14 protein-coding genes and 1 pseudogene are annotated in these 17,377 nt (G+C 68.5%); 4 read left to right on the top strand and 11 right to left on the bottom strand.

What is annotated here, in order from left to right:
• Positions 1-3: 3 nt before the first annotated feature.
• Positions 4-1,140 (bottom strand): pyruvate dehydrogenase (acetyl-transferring) E1 component subunit alpha, encoded by a 1,137-nt coding sequence (gene pdhA, locus ACFYP3_RS32465; protein ID WP_388840481.1) that lies wholly within the window; start codon positions 1,138-1,140, stop codon positions 4-6.
• Between the two features lie 150 nt (positions 1,141-1,290).
• Between pdhA and ACFYP3_RS32460 the strand changes: the two genes are divergently transcribed.
• Positions 1,291-1,761, top strand: coding sequence for an Lrp/AsnC family transcriptional regulator (locus ACFYP3_RS32460; protein WP_030302939.1), 471 nt, complete (start codon positions 1,291-1,293; stop codon positions 1,759-1,761).
• A gap of 12 nt (positions 1,762-1,773) precedes the next feature.
• On the opposite strand, the gene ACFYP3_RS32455 is transcribed toward ACFYP3_RS32460, so the two are convergent.
• The 6 genes from ACFYP3_RS32455 to ACFYP3_RS32430 form a co-directional block, all read right to left on the bottom strand.
• Positions 1,774-3,555, bottom strand: a complete 1,782-nt coding sequence (locus ACFYP3_RS32455) for an aldehyde dehydrogenase family protein (RefSeq protein WP_388840550.1) — start codon at positions 3,553-3,555, stop codon at positions 1,774-1,776.
• Positions 3,543-4,589 carry a histidinol-phosphate transaminase gene (locus tag ACFYP3_RS32450; RefSeq protein WP_388840478.1) on the bottom strand — a complete coding sequence of 349 codons (1,047 nt, stop codon included), beginning with the start codon at positions 4,587-4,589 and terminating at the stop codon, positions 3,543-3,545. Before ACFYP3_RS32450 ends, ACFYP3_RS32455 begins: the two co-directional genes overlap by 13 nt.
• Positions 4,590-5,625: 1,036 nt before the next feature.
• Positions 5,626-6,003: a hypothetical protein gene (locus ACFYP3_RS32445; RefSeq protein ID WP_388840475.1), complete on the bottom strand. Its 378-nt coding sequence runs from the start codon at positions 6,001-6,003 to the stop codon at positions 5,626-5,628.
• 381 nt (positions 6,004-6,384) lie between these two features.
• Positions 6,385-6,795: an acyl-CoA thioesterase gene (locus ACFYP3_RS32440; protein ID WP_388840472.1), complete on the bottom strand. Its 411-nt coding sequence runs from the start codon at positions 6,793-6,795 to the stop codon at positions 6,385-6,387.
• An 859-nt stretch (positions 6,796-7,654) separates the two neighbouring features.
• A complete protein-coding gene (locus ACFYP3_RS32435; RefSeq protein ID WP_388840470.1) occupies positions 7,655-8,209 on the bottom strand; it encodes a hypothetical protein in 555 nt (184 codons plus the stop codon).
• 285 nt (positions 8,210-8,494) lie between these two features.
• On the bottom strand, positions 8,495-9,397 hold the full coding sequence (locus tag ACFYP3_RS32430) for a LysR family transcriptional regulator (protein ID WP_388840547.1): 903 nt from the start codon (positions 9,395-9,397) through the stop codon (positions 8,495-8,497).
• Between the two features lie 278 nt (positions 9,398-9,675).
• Here ACFYP3_RS32430 and ACFYP3_RS32425 point away from each other — a divergent pair, with 278 nt between their 5' ends.
• A complete protein-coding gene (locus ACFYP3_RS32425; protein ID WP_388840468.1) occupies positions 9,676-10,407 on the top strand; it encodes a gamma-glutamyl-gamma-aminobutyrate hydrolase family protein in 732 nt (243 codons plus the stop codon).
• Positions 10,408-10,499: 92 nt separating this feature from the next.
• Here ACFYP3_RS32425 and ACFYP3_RS32420 read toward each other — a convergent pair whose 3' ends face one another.
• Positions 10,500-11,480, bottom strand: coding sequence for an IS630 family transposase (locus ACFYP3_RS32420; RefSeq protein ID WP_388840466.1), 981 nt, complete (start codon positions 11,478-11,480; stop codon positions 10,500-10,502).
• Positions 11,481-11,635: 155 nt separating this feature from the next.
• Between ACFYP3_RS32420 and ACFYP3_RS32415 the strand changes: the two genes are divergently transcribed.
• Complete coding sequence (locus ACFYP3_RS32415) at positions 11,636-11,968, top strand: hypothetical protein (RefSeq protein WP_388840463.1); 333 nt, start codon at positions 11,636-11,638, stop codon at positions 11,966-11,968.
• Positions 11,969-13,197: 1,229 nt separating this feature from the next.
• Here the strand turns inward: ACFYP3_RS32415 and ACFYP3_RS32410 are convergent.
• Positions 13,198-13,381 (bottom strand): annotated as a pseudogene (locus tag ACFYP3_RS32410) (hypothetical protein); the annotation flags it as partial.
• Positions 13,382-13,418: 37 nt separating this feature from the next.
• Positions 13,419-14,768, bottom strand: coding sequence for a DUF2254 domain-containing protein (locus tag ACFYP3_RS32405; RefSeq protein WP_388840461.1), 1,350 nt, complete (start codon positions 14,766-14,768; stop codon positions 13,419-13,421).
• A gap of 104 nt (positions 14,769-14,872) precedes the next feature.
• On the opposite strand from ACFYP3_RS32405, the gene ACFYP3_RS32400 reads away from it, so the two are divergent.
• A complete protein-coding gene (locus ACFYP3_RS32400; protein WP_388840458.1) occupies positions 14,873-16,732 on the top strand; it encodes a glycoside hydrolase family 15 protein in 1,860 nt (619 codons plus the stop codon).
• 61 nt (positions 16,733-16,793) lie between these two features.
• Here ACFYP3_RS32400 and ACFYP3_RS32395 read toward each other — a convergent pair whose 3' ends face one another.
• Positions 16,794-17,159, bottom strand: coding sequence for a peptidase inhibitor family I36 protein (locus ACFYP3_RS32395; RefSeq protein WP_388840455.1), 366 nt, complete (start codon positions 17,157-17,159; stop codon positions 16,794-16,796).
• Positions 17,160-17,377: the final 218 nt, after the last annotated feature.

Here is a 17,377-nt window from a genome sequence, read left to right as displayed (position 1 = left end):
CCGTCAGTTCTCCTGGGTGTCGAGTGCGGGGGAAGCGGCGTCTTCGGCCAGCTCGGCCGCGAGCAGGGCGCGCTGTTCGCGCAGCTGCGGAGTCGGCTCGGCGTAGACGTGGTCGAAGAGCTCCAGCAGGTCGGGCACGGTCTCCTCGTTCATGCCCGCGCGAAGCTCTGTCGCCAGGGTCTCGGCCTCCTCCCGCACCGCCGCGACGTCCTCGTCGGTGAGGGTGCCGCGGGCCCGCAGGTACGTTTCAAGGCGGCTGACCGGGTCGGCAGCGCTCCATCGTTCGACCTCCGCCGCGTCCCGGTAGCGGGTCGCGTCGTCGGCGTTGGTGTGCGCGTCCATGCGGTAGGTGTGCGCCTCGACCAGGACCGGTCCGTGCCCGGTACGGGCATGCTCGACCGCCGCGGTCAGTACAGCCAGCACGGCGACCAGATCATTGCCGTCGACCTGTTCGGAACGCACCCCGTGTCCGATGCCCTTGTACGCGAGGGCGGGGGCCGCGGACTGCCGGGCCACCGGCACGGAGATCGCATACTTGTTGTTCTGGATGAAGAAGACGACCGGCGCGCGGAAGACGGCAGCGAAGTTCAGCGCCTCGTGGAAGTCCCCCTCACTGGTGGCACCGTCACCTACGAGGGCCATCGCCACACCGTCTCCGCCCGTGCGCCGCAACGACTCCGCCATGCCGGTCGCGTGCAGCACCTGAGTGGCCAGCGGGGTGCACTGGGGGGCGACGCGGGTGGCGGCCGGGTCGTATCCGCAGTGCCAGTCGCCGCGCAGCAGCGTCAGCACCTCAAGGGGGTCGATGCCCCGGGCGACCAGGGCGACGGAGTCGCGGTAGGTCGGAAACAGCCAGTCGTCCGGGCGCAGCGCGAGCACGGCGCCGATCTGGCAGGCCTCCTGGCCGCGGCTGGACGGGTAGACCGCGAGCCTCCCCTGCTTGGTCAGCGCGGTGGCCTGGGTGTCGAACCGGCGTCCCACGACCATCCGCCGGTAGGCCTCGCGCAGCGCCTCCGGCGCAGGCTCGGTGTAGCCGGGCGCGGGCTTGGCCACTGGCGTGCCGTCCTCGGCCACGAACCGCACCGGCGTGAGGGACGGCAGGAGGCCCTGGACCGTCTGGCGAAGGTTCTTCACGGGCATGGGGGCCACTCGCTTTCTCTGGACACTTGACGCGAGTATCGTCGCCAGTGCGGACTATCTGTTCAAGGTTTCAGGGGAACCAGTGACGGACTGCCGAACGACGCGCTCTAGGAGGGCAAAGTGTCCGAGCAAAACACACCTGCGGAGTCCATGACCGGACGAACTGCCGTCCGGCTCGACGACACCGACAGGCACATCCTGGCCGGGCTCCTCGACGACGGCCGGGTGTCGATCAAGGCGCTCGCGGACAAGCTGCATATCTCGCGCGCCAACGCGTACACGCGTATCAACAGGCTGATGGCCGAGGAGGTCATCACGGGCTTCAGCACGCAGCTGAATCCGCAGCGGGCCGGCCTCGGCACGAGCGCGTACGTGACGTTGACGATCGATCAGAATGCGTGGCGGGACACCTCCCGGGAACTGCGCGAGATCCCCTACGTCGAGCATGTCACCCTCGTTGCGGGCGACTTCGACGTCTTGGTGCTGGTCCGCACTCCGGACAACTCGGTGCTGCGCCGGGTCGTGCTGGAGCGCATCCAGGCGGTACCGGGAGTGCGTTCGACCCGCACCTGGCTGGTCTTCGACGAGGTGCGGGGACGCGGGACGCACTGGACTGCCTGACTGCTAGGTCACTCAGACGTCGACCAGCGCGGCAGAACCCGCGTCCGGCGCCGGAGCCCGAGGCGACTCCGCAGCCCCGATGGGGGTCGGTCTCGGGGCCGCCTCCACGACAGGAGTCGGGGCGGTCCCGGCCGCATGCTGCCGAGACCGCACCACCCGGAACCGCCCGGTGACGAAGTGGGCGCCCTCGGGGTGCAGGTCCGCGCCTGCCGAGGAGGGGTCCGCGGGGAAGTCGTCTGCGAGGTTCTGCACCAGATGCACCCCGGCGTCCAGTGCTGCCGTCTCGGCGACTGCCAGTACCAGCGGGTCGGTCGAGTGCACCGTGGCGTACGACGCCCCGTGGCGGCCCACCGTGCGGCGGAAGAGAGCCAGACTGTGCGACGTCGAGTCGGTACCGACAAGGAACGAGACGGGCCCCGGCCATTCCCTGGCGTAGATCCGTTCGTCCTGCGCCGCCAGCCGGACGAGCAGGGGGCTGCGCACATCGGCGCCCGGATGGTTCGGATGGCGCAGCGCTCCGGAGGCATGGAGCACGGTGCCGTACCGCGTGGCCTCAGCCAGCCCCGCCCGCACGGTATCGCTGGCGATCGCGCCCAGCAGCCTGGCCACACGTGCGGGATGCCCGAGCAGCCGGTCCACGGCCTCGCCCAGGTCGGCGCCGAAGTCCCCCAGACTCTTGCGCCCCTGGTCGGTCGCGATGCCCGTCGTCGGCACCAGGATGTTCTGCGGCGTGGTGCGGACCGTGCCGCTGCACCGGCACAGGGAGTGGGCGAGGCCGCGCACGAGATCCCGGTAGTCGCCGGTGGAGTCGACGATCACCGTGTTCAGGCCGGTCCGGTCGACGAACGTGGCGGCTTGGCGGGCGTGTTCCTTCAGCCAGCCGGCGAACTGCGCCGAGCCCGTGAAGTCGACGATGCGCACCGCCGGGTCCGTGGCCAGCCGCTCGTGTAGCCGTTCCGCTGGTTCCGCCACCGCCAGGGTCACGATGTCCGGTGGGTGACCGGCCTCCACCAGCACCTGCCGGGCGACGCGCACGGTGATGGCCAGCGGCAGCACGGAACGCGGATGCGGGGCGACGATCACCGGATTGCCGGTCACCAGGCTGGCGAACAGACCCGGGTAGCCGTTCCAGAGCGGATAGTCGGGGCAACCGATGAGCAGCGACACTCCGCGGGGCACCAGTGTGCTGGTGCCCCGCATCGGCGACGGTTGCCCGCTCCCCTGGGTCCCTTGACCGCTCTCCCAACTCAGGTCCGCCGGAACGCGCTCCGATTCCGCGAAGGCAAGGGCCACGGCCTCCAGCGCACGGTCCTGGGCGCGCGGCCCCGCGGACCGGAACGCCGCCTGCGGCGACTGCCCCGTGGTGTGCTGCGCCGCAAGGGCCAGCTCATGACTGCGGGTGTTCAGCCGGCGCAGTATCTCCACGGCCAGCCCGGCGCGTCGGTGGGGGCCGGCGGCGCGCCACCCGGCCGTCGCCTGGGCGGCAGCCGCCACCAGAGCTGCGGGGTCGCATCGCGGATAGCGGATGCCCATGCCGATACCGTATGGCGAGGACTCGGTGCACACCCGGCCCAGCTCGCCGGGCTGGTCGAGCTCGAAGGGCCGTCCCAGCAGGGAGTCGAAGACCTTCACAGCTGTTCGGACCGATCTCATACCCGCGTCGGCAGCATCCTGTCCGGTCGCCTCCGTGAAGGGCCGCCGGCATTCACCGGCGGCGAGGGCCCGCACGGCTTGCTGAAGCAGTTCGCGATGCCGCTCATAAGGACTGGGGCGCACGGCCTTCAGCCTCTCCAGGTCGCGGCGAGATGGAGGAAAGCCTCGTTCTCCTCCGGCAGTCCGATCGTCACCCGGACACCTTCCCCGAGGAACGGGCGGACCACGACGTGCCCCCCAAGGCAGTGGACGGCGAAGTCAGCGCTCTCGTCGGCGAGCGGTAGCCACACGAAGTTGGCCTCAGAGTCGGCGACTTCGAAGTCGAGCGCACGCAACATCAGGGTCACGCGCTCCCGTTCGACGACCGTGAGGGCGGCCCGCCGGGCGACTTCCGCGCGCTCGCCGAGGGCGACGACGGCGGCCTCCTGGGCGAGGGCGCTGACGCTGAACGGTACCTGCGTCTTGCGCACATGAGCGGCGATCCACGGCGGCGCCACGCAGTAGCCGACGCGCAGTCCCGCCAGTCCGTAGGCCTTGGAGAACGTCCTCAGCACCACGACGTTCGGCCGGTCGCCGAGCAGGGCCAGGGCGTCTGGGACCAGTTCCGGATCAGCGTACTCCCGGTAGGCCTCGTCGACGACGATCAGCACGTCTTGTGGGACACGGTCCGCGAAGTCGAGGAGCGCCCGCTCTCCGACTGCGGTGGAGGTGGGGTTGTTGGGGTTGCAGACGAAGACCAGCCGGGTCCGGTCGGTGATCGCCGCGGCCATGGCGTCGAGGTCCAACGCATGGTCGCGCAGCGGGACCCGTACCGCCGTACCGCCTGCCACCGCCGTGAGGATCGGATAGGCCTCGAAGGACCGCCATCCGAAGACGACCTCGTCGCCGAAGCCGACGACCGAGTGCAGCAGCTGTCCGCATACCTCCGAGGATCCGGCGCCCACCGCGATCCGCTCCGGCTCGACCTCGTGGTGCCCGGCTATCGCCTGCACGAGTGCGGTGGCGCTCAGGTCGGGGTAGCGCGACATACCGCCGGCCAGCTCCGTAAGCGTTGCGGCTACACCGGGCAACAGCCCGTACGGGGATTCGTTGCTGGCCAGCACTACCGCGCCGGGCACTTTGCGGCCCGGGACATAGGCGGGCAACTGTGCCAACGATGAACGGACACGCACCATGCTCGACTCGCTTCTGAATCGGTGGAGCCCGAGGACCGTGCCTCCGGGCACTTGACAGGTAAAGCGTGAACAGCAGAGGCCAAACGCTCAACTGTTTGGAGAATTCGGCGACAGATCGCATCAATCCGGCAACCGGCACGGCAAGCCGTCTCCTCGCCTGCTGGTTCGGCCCCTCGTCACGAGACAGACTGGGAGCGGCCCACCAGGCGTCGATGACTACTCTCGGCTACAGGCAGGACTCACTGCTTGCCCGACGCCTGCCGCCGACACGGTCCGGCAGAACTGGTCCCCACGCACTCACGAGGTGCCTGCACCCGTCCGCTCCGATGAAGAGGACCCAGCCCAAGTCACCACTCCCCCAAGGTAGTTGCCGTCACCCATGGCGACTCCCGCGGCTGACGGCCGACAGTGCGGGAACGGCCGAGTGGTGAGGCTGCGGCAGGTGGCACGTGCGACTCACGCTCCCTGCCCGCGGCAGAATCCTGCAATCGCACAGAAGTAAGCGCAAGTAAAGACACCTTTGTGTTGGATAAGCCATGCTTACTATGCGCGCGGTAGACCCCCGTCTCTCGCCTGTCCGGCGGGCCCGGAACCGCGCTGCAGCCGACGCCCAGAGCGGAGCCGGCCTGACAGAACAGGCTCCACCAACTCGGCACCGCCGCAGGCGACATCAACGGGCAGCGGCCCATACCCCAGCCTGCCGCACCAGCGGGGTGTGAGCCGACCGCGTCGACCGGGCCCGCCCGCGGATCGGCCACCCAGGCCATGGAGTCGATGAGGTGCCTGATCAACGCGCAGCCCACAGCACGGGCCGCCTCCCCTCACCGCCGCATCGTGACCTCCGGACGCTGCCTGCCGTGATCCCCTCGTCGCCGCCGACGGTCCGGGCGCCCCGAGCCGCCCCGGGCGGACTGATCGCAGACGCCCGAAGCACCGGGCACCCGCCAGGCGCAACCACCGACCAGCGCGTAGGACGTCCCCGCCCCAGACCGAGGCCAATGGCGCCTCGCCACGTGGACACGGTCTTTGGGTCAGGCTAGTCGAGGACGCGCCACGGCTTCGGGAACCACACCCAGCGCCCATTGACGTGTGCCATTCCGTCGTACGCCTTACCGAGTACTTCGCCTGGCTCCAAATATTTCCACCGGTAGATCGTCGTTCCCGGTTTGAGGTGAGGGGCCACCCTCTCGTATCCACCGGGGAATTCTTCGCTAACCTCATTCGGCCAATCTCTGATGGCGTCCGTGGTAGCCTTCGCCACCTTGATTTCGGTCTTTTCAGGGTCGACGCCAAGCGTGGTGGGGGGCTTGGACCAGATCCACTCTTCGTACATCTTCTGGGCTTTGGCCGCGAACTCCGGCTCGAAGACCGCTGCGTAGTCAGCAGGCGTTCGGCTCCAGTGAAGCCACCACATCCTTGTCAAAACGTGCAGCTATGATCAGCTTCCGGAAGCCTGCATCCGTGTTCGGGTATTGCGCCGCCTGAGTTGTGCGGAAGCGATTCTTCTTGTTTCTTTCTTGTGCGAGTGAGGCGGGTCAGACTTCCCGCCTCATCGGAGGTTGTGACCTACTCGTCCCGCGGCACGATCGATGAGTCTCGGGGCGGAGACGGATTGAGAACGGCGAGGTCGCGCCTCCAAGCCGAGCAGCCGGGTGTCATTTGAGTCATTTCATTACGTCGTTATTCCCTGCCCGGCATCACGGGATGACGATGGCGCTTGTTCAGCGGGGCCATTCGGGCGTGGTCGGCGGTCGTCGCCCATGCGGGTGTGACGCCGGCCGGCTCGGTCAAGCGGTCATTGCTGCGGCAGAAAACCTGTGAGGTAGGCGCGTTCAGCCTCGGTGAGGCGCCGCGGGCGCTTGCCCTCCAGGTCGTAGGGAACCATCGTGGAGGCTGCCCTCGCGTACAGAGTCCCCTCGTCCTTCACCTCGTAGGCGAGGTTGAAGGACACCGCCCTGACGCCGGTAACCCAGACCTCGACGGTGACCGGCGTTTCGCGCCACTCCAAGGGCGCCTTGTACTCGATCTCGTGCTTCGCGCTCACGCAGCCCGCTGTGAAGGTGTCTACACCGGCTATGGCGGCCTGGCCACCGAGTATGTCGCTGCGCGCTTCCTCCAGATAGGTGAGGAAGACGGCGTTGTTGACGTGCCCGTAGACGTCCATGTCGGACCAACGGACTGAGCAGCGGTATTGATGGCGATTCATTCCACTCATTTCATTTCGTCGTTATCACCCGCCCGGAATCGGGGCAGAGCGACGGGCATTGCCTCAGGTCTACTCGGGCATGGTCGGGGGTCGTGCCGCTTGCTGGTTTCCGTCATGGATAAAGCCCCACGGAGCCTACTTCGTCCCAGTCCACAGCAGTGCGGTGGAGTGAGGCGCGCACGGCTCTCACCACCCGCTGCAGCTCCGTCAAGGGCGATCCCCTGGTGCCGACCCGCAGCCCACAGCCGCTAAATCCCGGCAAACATAACACGGCCTTAAGCCGTCATTTTTTTCCAACGGTATCACTCGGAAATTCCCACTTGATCACCACATGAGTCGGTCGGCACAGTATTCGCGGACTGGCCGTGGGCGCCGGCAGGGCGATTGGCATCCCCGCCGTGGGGTGCCGACATCGCCCTCGCCGAAAGGACTATCACGCCACGAGGCAGCTGCCGCCCGATGCAGCTCAGGCCAAATCATCGGTCGCACGCGAAGTGCGGGATCTCGCCCCCGTGAGTGACGGAAATTCCAGGAGCTGCCCCAGCGCAACAGCCGCCGAACGGGTTCGTGAGTGCATTCAGAATATGAATGCACTAGGTTGTGAGCCACGCCTCGTGCCTCATTCGCAGCGTTCCACTGTTCGCTGTCGGGCTCCCTGGATGTGATGGGTGACTGCCGGTCACCGCTGGTCCTGCGCGACACCTCTCTAGGCATTGACACTTTTGAGGAGCTGGTCCGCGACCTTGGCGTGTCCGGCGCACTGCTGAAGAATCGGCTCGACAGACTCGTGGACGGCGATGTGCTGGAACGGTCGAGTCCTAGAGGTGTCCGTCACGTGTCGTAGCTGCAGTGGAGCGGTTCATCCGGAGGGCGTCTCGGTCCAGCTGGGCCCGGGCGGGCGCGCAGCGCCCGGCACTCTCGTCATTGCCGAGCGCCTTGCGGGGATGGCATGACTGATCACGTCGCAGCTTGGCGAATGGCCGGCGAGGCGGGGAATGCGAGAGCGGCAGTAGCCGCTCTGTCCGAGGACGTTGAGCTCGTTTCGCCACTGACCGACCGGTTCACGTTTCGGGGGCACGGTGAACTCGAGGAACTCCTGACGAGCGTGTTCGAAGTGTTCGCCGGCATCCACTACGAGGCACAGTTCCAGGACGGACAGCACGCGGTTCTGCGCGCCGCGGGTCATGTCGGTCGCCTGCGGTTGGAGGAGACCCAGTATCTCGATCTCGACGATGAGGGCCGTATCCGACGCCCCACCCTCATGATGCGCCCGCTCACAGCCGCCACCCGTTTCTTGCGCGTGCTTGTTGCCTCGGGATGCGAGCCGGCATGGACGGCCGGGCACGGCGGGAATACTCATCGTGGCGGGCGCATGGCTCGACTCGGTCGTGGCCGGCGGAGATCGGGTCTTCATGCCCAGGGCCAGTCCTGATCGGTCACGTCGACCAGTCCAGGTCGACCGCCCACCGGCGTGATCGGCTGTCGGCGGTGTTCCTCCACCGCGGAGGCGTCCATGTCGGGGGGCGACGTTCATGCCCACGAGGTTTCCGCGTCCCGTCGCTGCACGACAGCGGTCAGCTCCCCAGGAGCCTCCCGAGGGCGATTGTTTGGCAGCACCCGACCTGGGTGACGGGCGCCACGATCCATGCATTCGCAAATGGTCGAATGTGCGAGTGCACCGCCGAACGGCTTCGGGGGCTCAGGCAATGACTGCCCGGACCTGTGCTGTCAGCATTCGCTCGAGCGCCAGCAGCGCTTCGGGGGCGTGGCGGGTGTCGAGGCGTACGGTGTAGATGAACCGTGTCAGCTCCGGGTTGGCCAGCGGTCTCGCGACAACATCGGCCACACCGCGGGGCAGGGCCAAGCGGGGCAGTACCGCAACACACAGGCCCGCGGCAACGAAGCCCAGGATGGTGTTGAAGTCGTCTCCCTCGTACTCCAGTCGGGCCTCGAAGCCTGATGTCTTGGCCATCTGGGCAAGCAGCTCCAGCCGCAGCGCGGCCTCGGGCGCTGCGACCCACGTCTCGCCGGCCAGGCTCGCCAGGTCGATGACCTCACGGCTGGCCAGCTCGTGGCCGGCGGGAAGCACCGCCACGACGGGGTCCCGTGCGACCAGGGTCCGGCGCAGTGTGCGCGGCGGCGGCTGGGGAATGAAGTCGTAGTCATAAGTCAGGGCAAGGTCGGCGTCTCCCCGTTTGATCCGGCCGTAGCCGGCCTCGGGCTCCAGCTGCGAGAGGCTGACCCGGACGTCGGGGTACGACGTTTGCAACTGCGCGAGAGCCTTCGGGACGATACTCGTAGCGGCCGAGGCGAAAGCGCCGAGCCGGATCCGGCCGGAGGTGCCGGCGCGGAGGGCGTCGAGTTCCAGGGCAGCTGCGGCCAGCGCGGAGCGTACCCCTTGTTCGGCATCGAGGAGGACCTGGCCGGCCGGCGTGGGACGCACGGGACGGCGCTCCAAGACTCTTAGTCCTGCGCGGCGTTCGAGTTCGGCGATCTGCTGCGAGACGGCGGGGGCGCTGTAGCCGAGTTCGCCGGCGGCGGCGGCGAACGAGCCGTGGCGCACCACGGACTCCAAGGTAGCGAGCAAGCGGGGGTCTGGCATCTGCATGGGTTAAGCCTGGCTTACCCAACGGGAAGATGTCATTTCTTGTGCTTAAGGAGGAACGCCAGCAGGATTCTGCCACCGGGCAAAGTGTGATCCGTCTCGCTCCCTGCCGTGGCCGTCCCCTTTCCCCCGAGGTGCACCCGTGCACCCGTCGTGCCGTGCCGTGCAACGGAGCCCTGCCGCCCCACCGGGCAGCGCTGCCCGCAGCTGTCGCCGGCTCCGGAGTTAAGGCGGACGGTCAGTGATCTGACTGCTGCAAGTGAAAGGGGCGCTGCGTGCGCAAGCCACTTATTGGAATCACCACTTACCTCGCCGACGCGCGGTGGGGAGAGTGGGAGCTGCCCGCCGCACTGCTCCCCGCGGCGTACGCCACATGCGTTCAGGCTGCCGGAGGCCGGGCCGTCCTTCTGCCGCCCGATGCGCCGGGCGCGGCGGCGGACGTCATCGCGCGATTGGACGGCGTCATCCTCGCCGGAGGTGAGGACCTGGATCCCGCCCTGTACGGGGCCGAGCCCCACCCACTAGCGGGCACTCCGGTCCCCGCCCGCGACCGTTGGGAGCGCGCTGTCCTCAAGAACAGTCTGGACCGTGACATTCCCGTCCTCGGAATCTGCAGGGGCATGCAGCTGATGAACGTTCACGCGGGCGGCACGTTGATCCAGCACCTGCCCGAGAAGGTGGGTCACGACGCCCACAACGGGTATCTCGGACTCTTCGCGCCACATGCCATCACCACCGTGCCGGGCACCCGTCTGGCCGCACTCCTGCCGGGGACCAGGCAGGTGGCCACGCACCACCACCAGGCAGCCGACCTCCTCGGCGCAGGCCTGGCGGTCGCGGCCTACGCCGAAGACAGCACAGTCGAGGCCCTCGAAAGCACCCGGCACCAATTCGCCCTGGGCGTGCAGTGGCACCCCGAGATGAGTGCCGACCAAGCAGTGATACAAGCTCTGGTGTCGGCAGCCCGGCAGCGTACAACGGCACCGGTCGGTGGCGTTCCCCTTTAACGTCTTGTGCCGCCTCGCGCCGCTGTCAGCTCGGCCACCACATCCGGCCTAGTGCTGCCCCGCGCAAGTTCGTGGAGGGGTCTCGGGTCTGATCAGGCGGTCTTGAGTGGGCTGCCGTCATAGCTCCATCTGTACGCCTTCGCGGTCTCGTTGCGGCCGATGACGTAACTCTCCAGCTTGTCGATGAGGTCATCGCGGCTGGAGAAGTCACCGTGTCGCAACACTCGGCGGGTCAGGACGGAGAAGAACAGCTCGATCTGGTGGAGCCAGGAGGCGTGCGGCGGGGTCCGGTGCACGTGCCAGCGCGAGTGGTCGGCCAGCCACGCCTTGGTGTGCTTGGCGGTGTGGGAGGAGCCGTTGTCCAGCACGACATGGATGTCCTGGTCTGGGGCGATGGCCGTGTCGAGCTGGTCGAGGAAGGCAGTGAACGTCGCTGCGTTGTTGCGGGCAATGATCTCGGTGAGGACCTCGCCGGTGCGCACGTCCAGGGCGGCGACCAGCGCGGCGGTGCCGTGGCGGCGGTACTCGAACTCCTCGCGAGCGGGCTCGCCCGGCCTGGCGTGACGAGTGGGGTGGCGCCTGGCGCGGGCGGCGATCGCGGTCTTCTCGTCGAGGGACAGCACCACCGCCCCCTTCAGGCGGGTCTCCGTACAGGTCGCACACGTCCGCGACAGGTCCCAGAAGTCAGAGGTGTCCCGGCGAGTGAGCCAACCGCGGACCCGGTGCGGCTTGAGGTCCAAGTCGGCCAAGATCCGGCCGACTTGGGAGGCAGAGATGGTGACGAAGACAGTGCCGGCGACCGGGGCGGCGATCGTGCGGTGCGAGCATGTCGCTTCCGGGTGCGGGAGCGCCCTGGTGGCGGCGGCCACGATCGCCAACGCCACCTGGGGCCCGTATACCTTGGGCCGGCCAGAGCGGGCGGCGTCCTTCAGCCCCTCCCGGCCCAGAGCGGGGAACCGTCCGCGCCACTTACGGACCGTGTTCACGCTGACCGCCAAGTCCCACGCGATGGCCCCATTGCTCAGGCCCTCGGCCGCCGCCAGCACGATCCGCGCCCAAAGCAGCGCCCGCACCTGCGCTTTCAGGGAAACCGCTGGTCGGATCAGACGCTCGCGCCCCCTCTCGTCCAACTCCACTACGACCGCCTCAACCATCCCGGCCACACCTCGCCGCCCCGACCAAAGTGATGATCATGGTGTATGCGGGGGTGACCCAGCAGGATGGACCCGTGCCGAAGAATGCGCCCGAGTCCATGCAGGAACACCTGCGCCACCGTCTGAACGTCCGCGCCAAGGAAGGCTGGCCCCAGCTCGCCCGCGTCCAGGTGCGCTTCCGCTCAGGATTCGCCTACGTGGCGGGGGAACTGCCGGGCGAGGAGGAACCGCTGCCGCTATGCCGCCTGCGCTTCACCGGCGTCCTGCACACCTGGGGCTTCGCCCTCTACCGCGCCAGCCGAGGCAAGTACGAGGACAACCTCCTGCCCACCGGCCTACCTATCGGCGGCCCCGAAGACTGCATGGACTGTGCCTGCTACCTCTACCTCGGTGACCAGCCGGCCTGACCACCACCACTCCACGAACTAACGCGAAGGAGGACTACCGCGCATCGAAGGCAACCCATGTGTTCCCCGGCAGCTCGGGCTTCCCAGGCACCGGTCGCCGCTCCTCGGTAAGGGCAAGCGCCAAGTCTCAGGTGCAGGGTGGGAGGCCACCGACATTCGGTCAGCAACGGCGGGACATGATCGGGACCGATGCTGACCACCTGCTGACCTGCACCCTGACAGCAGGCCGGTAGCGGCATGACCACAATCATCGTGCTGGCAGTACGCCTGTCCCGGCGGCAACGCTTCGCCTTCCCCAAGAGCGCGCCACTGCCCTTCGTCGACGGGTGCAGTTGTCCGGAGTCAAGAGCTCGGTGGTGCACGCGCGATCCAGGTACTCGCGCAGAACATCCGTGCGCCGCTTCGCCCGGCCCGGAGGTCGGCGCACTACACCCGACGGTCGCACACCTACGCCTCCGGCGGGTCGGCCACATTCGATTCCTCTCGCCCAGCGAAACACTGCTGCCGCCGCTAGGAACATTGAGATCGGACTGCGACGTAATTCGCGCTTGTTTCCCCTGAGCGAACGAGGGGAAGTTGCCTCCGCATTGTCGACACCCTCACTATCCGGTGGATTGCGGACATCACGCACGTGACGAGGTCGGTGGCCGAGATGGGTGAGCGCCGCCGGCTTTTAAGGATCCAGTCGGGCCACCTCCTGCGCAGCTGGCACGAACTGCACCCTCTGTCGCTGACAGGTAACCGGGCGCGGCGCCGAGGACGTCGGGCTGCCCGCGGCAGAGCCGTCACGGCGCGCCGACAAGCAGCCCCTGCGCCAGCAGTACGCGCGACCGCCCGGCTGCTGTGCCTCCGTGAGCGACCCAAGGGGCTGATGCTGACCGTTTGCTGACCAGAGCCCCGCCGCCACGCCGCTGACCTGCGGAAACACTCAGATGTCACATGTAGGACTTGAACATGGCACGAAGCATGTGGAAACTCCCGGAATGTCTGCTCCCTGCCCGCTTTCCGCAGGTCAAGGGCGGTCATCGGAGCCAACATCGATTCGCACGGTCGGTCAGCTGCCACGCAGGCCTCAGAGTAGCGACCACTTCTCGATCGTCGCGGGAACGGGTCCTGGGGCGTTACCGCACCCGACCCCTTGACTCTGCTGGAGCGGGTCGGACCTCCGGCCCGTGTTGCGCTCCTCACGCGTGGGACGGCCACGGTCGAAGAGCGTGCAGAAGTCCTGGCCCGCCTGTGGAACGGGGACCGCTGCTGTGGCGAACGCGACCGCCCCAGGTCGGGTCTGACTCGTCGCACGGCTTGAGGCCGAGCGGGTCGTAGCCCGCGTGGGGGTTGGCCACGTAGGTGGCCGGGGTTGGGAGCCGGCTCCAGACGCAGCGGATCGAGGGTGGGGTAGCGAGCGGTCTGAGGAGCTTCGGGGCTCGCCGTCCTTGCTGGCCGACGGCGGTCACGGCCACCGTCGGTCGGGCTCCTCCCCCGGCCGCGACCCGCCGCCGAGGCCTTGGCGGTCGGGCGTGTGCGCGGTGGCGCGGCGGGCGGGGTCGGTGAACGTCCGCCGGACGGACGCGTCGAGGAGGGCGAGCTCCGCCCGTACTGCCGGCAGGCGCTCGGCCGGCAGGGTTGCGAGGAGGTCGTCCAGCAGGGCGCGCAGCCGCCTGCACACCTGGAGGGAGGTGGCCCCGTACTCGCGGATCTCGGTGACGCCGAGCTCCAGGTAGTCCTCCCAGCCGCGGCCCTCCACCACCAGCCGGGGCCGGCCCTCGCGGTCGGCGAGCACGTAGCGGCCGCGGAGCCGGGCCCGGCCGACCACGTGCAGGAACGTGTCGATGTGGTTGAGGACCTGTACGGCGGTCGTGGGGTCGTTCACGGCGGGCGAGAGGGCGCGGACGGCGATGTCGACGAGGACGCGCAGGGCGAAGGCGGGATCCTGCTCGATGGTGCGCTCGGTGCCGAGGGCGACGAGCCCGGTCACCCGCCGCGGGTCCGGCGCCCGCCCGCAGCCGTGGGCCTCGACGAGGAGGGCGCCGGGCGGCACGAAGTCGCCGACCTGGTGGGCCAGTACGAGGACGCAGTCGTGGCGGACGGCGGTGGCGATCAGCCCCGGCAGGTCGAACGCCTGGATGACTCCGCCCCGTTCGGACCGGACGGGGGTCACCGGACCGCGCACGGCGGGCGGCGGGGCGGATCCGTCGGGTACCGAGGAGTGGTGGATGCGTTGCGTGGCACGGAGGAGCACCTTCTGCCCCAGGCGCCCCACCAGGTCGGCGATGGCCACGGGCCGGAGGTTGTGCGTGAACCGGTTGAGGTAGATCAGCAGGAGCACGAGGCTGAGGGAGACGGCCACGCCGGACAGGGTCACACCCAGGTCGGGGACGGTGTCCGACTCGATTCTGCGCAGGAGGGAGAAGGCGTACGCGAACGTCCCGGCGAAGGTGGCCAGTACGGCCTTCTGGAGGCGGTCGCGGTACCACAGGCGCATGTAGCGCGGGGACAGCGTCCCGGTGGCCTGCTGGACGACGAGCACGCCGATCGTCACGACGAACCCGAGCAGCGCGACCATGGCTCCGACGACGGAGCTGAGCACACTGCTCGCCGTCGTCGCGGAGTACCGCCAGCTGTCCGGCCACCAGCCCGCCCCGTCCACGCCGGCGGCCCACTCGGCGAGCAGGGCCCCCAGCAGGAGGCCGATGAGAGGGATGATCCACAGGCTCGCCTTGACGTACTGCAGCAACCGGAAGCGTGCCGCCCAGGAGATCATCGTCCGCTCCCGCCTGAACGTCCGGCTCGTGCTCTTCATGCTAGAGCCATTCCCCGGCGGGTGCAGCGGCGGCCCGTCCGCCCGGCGGGCCCCCCGGGAACGCCGCGCCTAAGCTGAGGGAGTGGCGTCGGAAGGGTCCTCCCATGGCTGACTACCCGCTGATCGAGAACCACGGCCTGATCGGTGATCTCCAGACCGCGGCGCTGGTGACCACCGAGGGAACCATCGACTGGTTCTGCTGCCCGCGCTTCGATTCGCCCAGTGTGTTCGGAGCTCTTCTCGACTGGGACAAGGGCGGCCGTTTCACGGTCAGACCGACGGACGAGACCTACACCACGAAGCAGTTGTACCTGCCGGACACCGCGATCCTCGTGACGCGGTTCATGACGGAGGCCGGAGCCGGCGAGGTCGTCGACTTCATGCCGGTGACCGGCACGACCGCCACCGACCGCCACCGCCTGGTCCGCATGCTCCGGTGCGTCCGCGGCAGCATGACGTTCCGGATCGACATCGCCCCGCGGTTCGACTACGGCCGCAAGCCCCACACCCTGCGCCTCACCGAGAACGGGGCGGTGTTCGCCTCCGACGACCTGGAGCTCACGCTCAGTGTGGTGCGCGAGCCGGAGGACGAACGGGTGGTGCACACCCTCACCGGCGATCACGACCTGCGCGTCACGCTTCCGCTGGAGGCCGGGCAACAGCGCGGGTTGGTCATGGAGTCGGCCGCGGAGGGGCCGCCGCGCGAGATCCGCGTCGCCGAGTTCCAGGAACTCTTCGCCGGAACGCGGCAGTTCTGGCGCTCGTGGCTGCACCAGTCCCGGTACGCGGGCCGCTGGCGGGAGATGGTCGAGCGCTCCGCCATCACGCTGAAGCTGATGACGTACGCACCCAGCGGGGCCCTGGTGGCGGCCCCCACGGCGGGTCTGCCGGAGCAGTTGGGAGGCGAGCGCAACTGGGACTACCGGTTCACCTGGATCCGGGACGCGTCCTTCTCCGTGTACGCCCTGCTGGGACTGGGGTTCACGGAGGAGGCGCGGGCGTTCATCGCCTGGCTGGGCGACCGGGTGAAGGAGAAGGCCGGCAGCGACGGCGACTCGGGGCCGCTGAACATCATGTACCGGGTGGACGGCTCCTCCGACCTCTACGAGGAGACCCTCGACCACTGGGAGGGGTACCAGCGGTCCGCTCCAGTGCGCATAGGCAACGGCGCGGCGACCCAGTTGCAGCTGGACATCTACGGCGAGGCGCTCGACAGCATCTCCTTCGCCCACCAGCACGGCATCCACCTGGACATCCACGGCTGGACCTCGCTGCGCACCCTGCTGGACTGGCTCGTGGACCACTGGGACCAGGCCGGTGAGGGGCTGTGGGAGACCCGCGGCGGGCGCAAGCACTTCACGTACGGCCGGGTGATGTCCTGGGTGGCGTTCGACCGCGCGCTGCGGCTGGCGGTCGCCCACGGGCGGCCGGCCGAGAGCGGCCGCTGGGCCGCCGAGCGCGACCACATCTACGAGCAGATCCTGGCGAAGGGCTGGGACCCCGACCGCCGGGCCTTCGTGCAGCACTACGGCAGCGACGTGCTCGACTCCTCGCTGCTGCGGATGCCGACCGTGGGGTTCATCACGCCCGACGACCCGATGTGGACGTCCACTTTGGAAGCGATGGACCGCGAGCTGGTCACGGACAGCCTGGTCTACCGCTACAACCCCGAGGCGTCGCCCGACGGCCTGCGCGGCGACGAGGGGACCTTCTCCCTGTGCACCTTCATGTACGTCGACGCCCTGGCCCGCGCCGGGCGGGCCGATCAGGCCAGGCTGGTGCTCGAGAAGATGATGACGTACGCCAACCACCTGGGCCTGTACTCGGAGGAGATCGCCCTGACGGGCCGCCAGCTCGGCAACTTCCCGCAGGCGTTCACCCATCTGGCGCTCATCGACGCGGCCATCACGCTGGACGAGACCCTGAACCGCCCGGGGCTGGGGCCTCCCGGCGTCGCTCTGTGAGGATTCGCGTCCCCGAGCACCCGGGAGGCCCCGTCAGGCGCAGCCCTCGCGCGCGCGTCGGTCAGCGGCAGTTGACCCAGTTGTTGGACTTGAAGTAGTAGCTCTGGCTGCCGGAGCCCTTGGCCCCCTTGGGGACGATGGTGCTGTCGCCGGAGTAGTTGGTTCCGGAGTACGCCTTGAAGTCGCAGGAAGCGCCGTGGTTGTACCAGGACTTGAAGTTCTGGAAGACCGCGTACTGGGTCAGGCTGGCGTTGGTCCCGGCGACCTGCTGCCGCTGGCCGGTGTAGTTCGATCCGGACCAGACGCAGAAGTAGCCCGAGGGGCAGTCCGACGCCGCCGCGCTCGCGGTGCCCGCGCCCCCGACCAGCAAGCCGCCGGTCAGCGCGATACCGCCGGCGATTCCAGCAAGGTTCCTCGTCATACGCATGCCCTTGTCCCCTTTGACGTGGAGGTGTGCCTCCCGGCTCGAGCGGCCGGGTCGGCGGAACTCGGCATGAGTCTGGGGGCGTGGCCCGGGGCGGGTCTTGTAGAAAACGGAGAGAACGGCACTCGGCCTAGTGTGCTGAGTCAGTGGTTGGCTTACAGTTCCTGTATGACTCGTCCTGGTCCGAAGCTTGCGCCGCTGAACCTGACTGATGCTGAACG

The organism is Streptomyces sp. NPDC005533 (assembly GCF_042871845.1).
In the GTDB taxonomy this organism is placed as follows: Bacteria; Actinomycetota; Actinomycetes; order Streptomycetales; family Streptomycetaceae; genus Streptomyces.
This window is presented reverse-complemented; position numbering and strand designations above follow the sequence as displayed.

Excerpts from the sequence above, each read along its gene's own strand:
- ACFYP3_RS32400 (WP_388840458.1), top strand. The coding sequence starts at position 14,873 with ATGGCTGACTACCCGCTGATCGAGAACCACGGCCTGATCGGTGATCTC.
- ACFYP3_RS32450 (WP_388840478.1), bottom strand. The coding sequence starts at position 4,589 with ATGGTGCGTGTCCGTTCATCGTTGGCACAGTTGCCCGCCTATGTCCCG.
- ACFYP3_RS32395 (WP_388840455.1), bottom strand. The coding sequence starts at position 17,159 with ATGCGTATGACGAGGAACCTTGCTGGAATCGCCGGCGGTATCGCGCTG.
- ACFYP3_RS32430 (WP_388840547.1), bottom strand. The coding sequence starts at position 9,397 with ATGCCAGACCCCCGCTTGCTCGCTACCTTGGAGTCCGTGGTGCGCCAC.
- ACFYP3_RS32405 (WP_388840461.1), bottom strand. The coding sequence starts at position 14,768 with ATGAAGAGCACGAGCCGGACGTTCAGGCGGGAGCGGACGATGATCTCC.
- pdhA (WP_388840481.1), bottom strand. The coding sequence starts at position 1,140 with ATGCCCGTGAAGAACCTTCGCCAGACGGTCCAGGGCCTCCTGCCGTCC.
- ACFYP3_RS32445 (WP_388840475.1), bottom strand. The coding sequence starts at position 6,003 with ATGTGGTGGCTTCACTGGAGCCGAACGCCTGCTGACTACGCAGCGGTC.
- ACFYP3_RS32435 (WP_388840470.1), bottom strand. The coding sequence starts at position 8,209 with ATGAAGACCCGATCTCCGCCGGCCACGACCGAGTCGAGCCATGCGCCC.
- ACFYP3_RS32440 (WP_388840472.1), bottom strand. The coding sequence starts at position 6,795 with ATGAATCGCCATCAATACCGCTGCTCAGTCCGTTGGTCCGACATGGAC.
- ACFYP3_RS32460 (WP_030302939.1), top strand. The coding sequence starts at position 1,291 with ATGACCGGACGAACTGCCGTCCGGCTCGACGACACCGACAGGCACATC.